This window comes from Mycobacterium parascrofulaceum ATCC BAA-614 (assembly GCF_000164135.1).
Taxonomy (GTDB): Bacteria; Actinomycetota; Actinomycetes; order Mycobacteriales; family Mycobacteriaceae; genus Mycobacterium; species Mycobacterium parascrofulaceum.
Window position 1 is genome coordinate 1 of sequence record NZ_GG770571.1, and the last position, 4,567, is coordinate 4,567.

The 4,567-nt window shown below is 67.3% G+C and carries 2 protein-coding genes and 2 pseudogenes; all 4 read right to left on the reverse strand.

The features are described 5' to 3' along the window. Positions 1-57: 57 nt before the first annotated feature. Positions 58-276 (reverse strand): annotated as a pseudogene (locus HMPREF0591_RS31725) (transposase); the annotation flags it as partial. Positions 277-322: 46 nt separating this feature from the next. After that, on the reverse strand, positions 323-2,266 hold the full coding sequence (locus tag HMPREF0591_RS29325) for a tyrosine-type recombinase/integrase (protein ID WP_007172497.1): 1,944 nt from the start codon (positions 2,264-2,266) through the stop codon (positions 323-325). Continuing rightward, positions 2,263-3,312 carry a tyrosine-type recombinase/integrase gene (locus HMPREF0591_RS29330; RefSeq protein WP_007172498.1) on the reverse strand — a complete coding sequence of 350 codons (1,050 nt, stop codon included), beginning with the start codon at positions 3,310-3,312 and terminating at the stop codon, positions 2,263-2,265. Before HMPREF0591_RS29330 ends, HMPREF0591_RS29325 begins: the two co-directional genes overlap by 4 nt. A 116-nt stretch (positions 3,313-3,428) precedes the next feature. Beyond that, a pseudogene (locus HMPREF0591_RS29335) lies at positions 3,429-4,442 on the reverse strand (IS256 family transposase); the annotation flags it as partial. Between the last annotated feature and the right edge of the window lie 125 nt (positions 4,443-4,567).

Here is a 4,567-nt window from a genome sequence, read left to right on the forward strand (position 1 = left end):
GGTCAAGTCCAGGGACGTGGTGTACGACGTCGTCGTGTGATTCTTCGACTTGGTGGTTTAGGCGGTCAGTGCCGCCGGGGTGTCCTCCTGTTCTGTTGATGGCGTGTGGTCGGCGCGGGATTTGCTGAGGACGTCGAGGCCGAGGTAGCGGCGGGATTCGGCCCATTCGTCGTGTTGTTCGGCCAGCACCGCGCCGACGAGGCGGATTAGGGCGTTGCGGTCGGGGAAGATTCCGACGACGTCGGTGCGCCGGCGGATTTCCTTGTTGAGTCGTTCTTTTATCCGGCCCTCGGGGGCGGGTCAACCCGTCGGGGTGGGATGTTCATCGATCGAGGCGCTGGAGGTGGTCGGTAAGGGCGTGGGCGACGCGGTCGTGGCGGGCGGCTTCGTCGGTCCAGCCGCGGCACTCGGCGTCGGTTCTGAGGGCCTGGACGTCGGCGAGTTGGTCGGTGAGCGTGTCGCGGAATTCGGGGGCGGTGACGTAGTTGTCGCAGGTTTCGCAGATGTTGGCATAAGGGCACGCGCCCGCGGATTCGTGGCGAGCGCAGTATCCGTGTGCAACGCGGGTTTTCAGCATTTCACTGTGCAGCCAGCCGACCTTGTCGGGCAGGATCGGTTTGCCGACCGGGGTGAGGGTGAACTGGCGGCGCATCTTGCCCATCGCTTCGTCGTAGGCCGCGCGCAGGGTGGGCGAGGCCAGGGTGGCGTAGCGGATCGTCATTTGTGGAGTGACGTGCCCGAGTAAGGACATCAAGGCCTGCAGACTCATCCCGGCGTTGGCGAGTTCGGTGGCCCAGGTGTGGCGCAACTGATGTGGAGTGACCATCAGGACGCCGCCGTCGGGACGGTGCAACCCGGCGGATTCAGCGGCGGTGAGCAGCCCGTTGCGCAGCCGGGTGTAGCCCAGGCGGCGTCCGTGCCGGGTGAACAGAAAGTCGGTGAGCACGCCGGTGCGTGGGTGCGGCAGCGGCCGGTGCGTGCCGCGGAGGGCGACCCACTCGTCGAGCGCGGCGAGGGTCGCGGCGGAGAGCGGGACCATGCGTTCGGTGGCGAGCTTGCCCAGTGGCACCTTCAGCCAGGTTCCGGCCGGTCCGTAGTCGATGATGCTGCCCAGTTCGAGGTCGAGCAGTTCCCCCGCCCGCAGGCCGGCACCACGCAGCACGGTCAGGCCGATGCGGGCGAACGGATCCTGCAGGTGGGCAACGGCGTTCATCACTGCCGCGTCCACATCGGGTGCTAGCGCGCGTGGCAACGGCTGGTCGAGTTTGGGGACGTCGGCGGCGAATACCAACCGCCGTGGTGGGGCCTGCGCCCAGCCCCAGGCGGTGATGTCGTCGAGCAGGTTGCGCAGACTGAGCACTGCCGACTGGGCCACCGCGGCCGAGACGGTGCGCCCGGCGCCCGCGGCGGCGCGCTGACCACGCCAGCCCCGGGTGCGATTCCATTTCAGGTAGCCCTCGATGCAGCTCCGGTCGAGTTCACGCAGGCTGATGACGTCGGGATGGTGAGCGGTGAGGTATTCGGCGAAGGGCAGCAGGTCGTTGATCAGCGACTCGACCGATTTGGGCCGCAGCACCGCCGCGCGCACGCCGATGTAGCGCAGCAACGTCTGACGGATCGGGTCGGGCATCTCCACCTCGGTGAAGCGCTGCTCGAGGCTACGGGCCCACCGCCGGCGTTTCGGCGCGGTGTCGATGACCGCGGTCTCGAACAACAGCTGCCGCAGGCTGGCCAGCCGCCCCCTGTATGCCCGCCGCGACGATGGCGGCACCACGGTACGTGACAGCGCGGCGTCGAAGTCGTCGAGCGCGTCGCCGGTCAGGTCGGCGACCATTCCGCCGTGGTGTGCCAGCACTACCGCCAGACATTCGCCGAGGACCGTCTCGACCCAGGAACTCCTCCAGCCCAACCGAATTCCCGCATTCCGCAACGCGGCGAATCCGCTCGGATCCCGGTCCTCCACTGCGCGGCCCAGCCCGGTCAACTGTTTGACCGCGGCCAGCTCGACGTCCAGCCGTAACCGGCCGGTGCCGATCGTGTGACAGATCAGCGGCCACGCCCCGGTGTCCCGTATCTCGGCGATCCGCTCGGCTGCCGGCAGCGTCATCCAGGCGTGCAGGTCGCGGTGGCGTGCGGTGAAGTCGCGAGCGATCCGAATCCGGTCGCGTACCGCCCGCCCGCTCAAACCCAGGGTGGCGACGTGGTCGAGATAATCCGCCACCACCTCGTCGGCGCCTACGGGTTGGCCGACCAACACCGTGGTCACTGCCGGGCTCCGGCCAACGTCGCACGAGCAGCACCGTATTCGGCGGCGAGCTGCTCGATCGACAAATGCACGTAGCGGGCCGTGGTCTCCGGCGAGACATGCCCCATCAACGCCCGCAACGCCAGCAGATCGATTCCGGCCGCCGACAATTCGGTGCCGTAGGTATGCCGTAAACGGTGCGGGCGGACTCTTGTGGCGCCAGAGGTCTCCCGGTGCCGACGGAACAGGCTGCGCAGCCCGGCCTCGCTGACCGGTGCACCGGTCGTCGGGCCGCGCAGCACTACGAAGCACTGCGGCGTCGCCAACCCCGGCGGCCGCTCCCATCGCAGGTAGGCGGCGAGCTCGGTGAAGAACGCCGCATCGACCGGGACATGACGTTCCTTGCCGCCCTTGCCGATCACCCGAAGCCGGCGCCGGCCCATATCGACGTCGGCGAGCAGCAGGCCACGCGCCTCGGCCGAACGCAGCCCTCCGAGTAGCATCACCAGCACCATCGCCCGGTCCCGGTGCGTTGCCAGTGTCGCCAGGAACGCGTCGACATCGTTGGTGGACAACGATTCCGGAAGACGCTGCGGCTGACGCACCAACCTACCGCCACTGCGTGCACGCCCGGGACCCAGATGACCGAGCAACCCCCGCTGCGACTGGCGCAGCCCCTGTCCCCGCCGCGGCGACGGCACCGGATTGTCGGTGCAGACACCGGTCATCACCAGATACTCGAATAACGCGCGCACTGCCGCGACCCGGCGGTTCACCGTCGAAGCTGCCGGCGGGGTCGACGAGCGGTGACCGCCGGTGGGCTGGTCCGTTCGGCGGACGCCTTGCCAGTCGATCCAGTCGAACACCAACGGCGCATCGACCGCGGCGAGCCCGACCGCTTGCTGGACGAGGAACCGGCTCAAATTGGCGACGTCGAATGCGTAGGCCCGCACCGTGGCCGCGCTGAACCCCCGTCCCGCCAAATGGTTGAGAAACGCGTTCACCGCGTCCTGCCCGTCCCAGTCGCCCTCCAGGACATATCCGCTGTCGCTCTTGAGTACCCGCATCGCCGCTCCGCCTTCCCCCACCGAGATGCAGACAGCATCCATCCGTGCTCAGCGCTTGTGCGTGAACCTCACGCTGCAGCCCGAACCGTGTCCCCGGAGAGCCGGTTAACGGATAGTGGGTTGTTGGACCAGATCTGCCGCCAAATTTGTTTGGGGAAGGCGGTGAAGGCGAGCAGGTCGGCGCGGGCGTCTTCGAGGTGGTCGGCGACCTTGGGGAGCTTGTCGGCCAGTGCGTCGATGATGCGGTCATATTGGGCTGCAACGGAACCGGCGTCAGGTTGATCGAAGACCGAATGCAGTAGTGTGCGTACCCACGGCCACGATGATTTCGGAGTGATGGCCATCAGGTTGGTGGCGTAGTGGGTGCGACACCGTTGCCACGATGCCCCAGGCAGGGTGGCGCCGATCGCGGCCACCAGACCGGCGTGGGCGTCGGAAGTGACCAGACGGACCCCTGATAGGCCGCGGGCGGTCAGCGACCGCAGGAAGGTCAGCCAGCCGGCCCCGTCCTCGGCGGTGGTGACGTCGATGCCCAGGATTTCGCGGTAGCCCTCGGCGTTGACCCCGGTGGCGATCAGCGCGTGCACGTTGACCACCCGGCCTGCTTCGCGAACCTTGAGCACCAGGGCGTCAGCAGCCATGAACGTGTACGGGCCTGCATCCAGTGGCCGGGTCCGGAACGCCTCGACCGCGGCGTCGAGCTCTTTGGCCATCACGCTGACCTGGGACTTCGACAAGCTGGTGATGCCCAGAGTCTCGACGAGTTTGTCCATCCGCCGCGTCGAAACGCCCAGCAGGTAGCAGGTAGCCACCACCGTGGTCAGGGCCCGCTCGGCGCGTTTGCGCCGTTCCAGCAGCCAGTCCGGGAAGTACGAACCTTGCCTTAGCTTGGGAATCGCCAGATCCAATGTGCCTGCGCGGGTGTCAAACTCGCGGTGCCGATACCCGTTGCGGGAATTGGTGCGCTCGCTGCTGCGCTGGCCGTAGCCGGCACCGCACACCGCGTCGGCTTCGGCGCCCATCAGGGCGTGAATGAAGGCGGCCAACAACTCGCGCAGCACATCAGGGTGCGTGGTGGTGAGTCGTTCGGCCAGCACGGCAGACAGGTCGATATCGTGGGCAATGGTCATCGCGTTGATTCCTTTGCTCGAGTGACTTTGGTCGGTCCCTCGAAGAATCACGCGATGACCTTCATTCATCCGGCTACGACACGCCGGTCATCACCGGCTCGTACACCACTCTGCTGGACGCAACT

Bases quoted from the DNA above. Each gene is read 5' to 3' on its own strand.
- HMPREF0591_RS29330 (WP_007172498.1), bottom strand. From the start codon at position 3,312: ATGCGGGTACTCAAGAGCGACAGCGGATATGTCCTGGAGGGCGACTGG.